Annotated in this window: 1 protein-coding gene; it reads left to right on the top strand. The window is 62.9% G+C overall.

Annotated elements, in window-relative coordinates; translation table 11 throughout:
- The coding region (locus ACG97_RS16760) for an IS3 family transposase (protein WP_047968523.1) at nt 1-472 on the top strand (472 nt) is incomplete at both ends.

Below are 472 nucleotides of genomic sequence, written 5' to 3'. Positions count from 1 at the left end.
CCCCAGTGGCTACTACGCCTGGAAAGCGTCCCCGCATTCACCCCGTGCCCGCGAAGACCAACGCTTGCTGGGGCAAATCAAGCAGGCTTGGCTAGAGAGTGGCGGTGTCTATGGCTACCGCAAGGTGTATGGCGATCTGCGGGCTCTGGGCGAGCGCTGCGGCAAACACCGCGTGGCCCGGCTGATGAAGCAGGAGGGACTACGTTCGCAGACGGGCTACCACCGACGTCCGGGGCATTACCGTGGCCGGCCCGCAGTGGTGGCGCCGAACCACCTGCAGCGCCAGTTCACCGTGGATGCGCCGAATAAAGCCCGGGTGACCGACATCACGTATATCCGTACGCATGAGGGGTGGCTGTACCTGGCTGTGGTGCTCGACCTGTTCTCGCGACAGGTCATTGGCTGGTCGATGCAGTCACGTATCGATAGAGAGCTGGTGCTGAATGCCTTGTTGATGGCGGTATGGCGACGC

It is taken from the genome of Vogesella sp. EB, assembly GCF_001037925.1.
GTDB lineage: Bacteria > Pseudomonadota > Gammaproteobacteria > Burkholderiales > Chromobacteriaceae > Vogesella > Vogesella indigofera.
The sequence above is the reverse complement of the archived record's forward strand: the minus strand, read 5'-3'. Positions and strand labels throughout refer to the sequence as shown.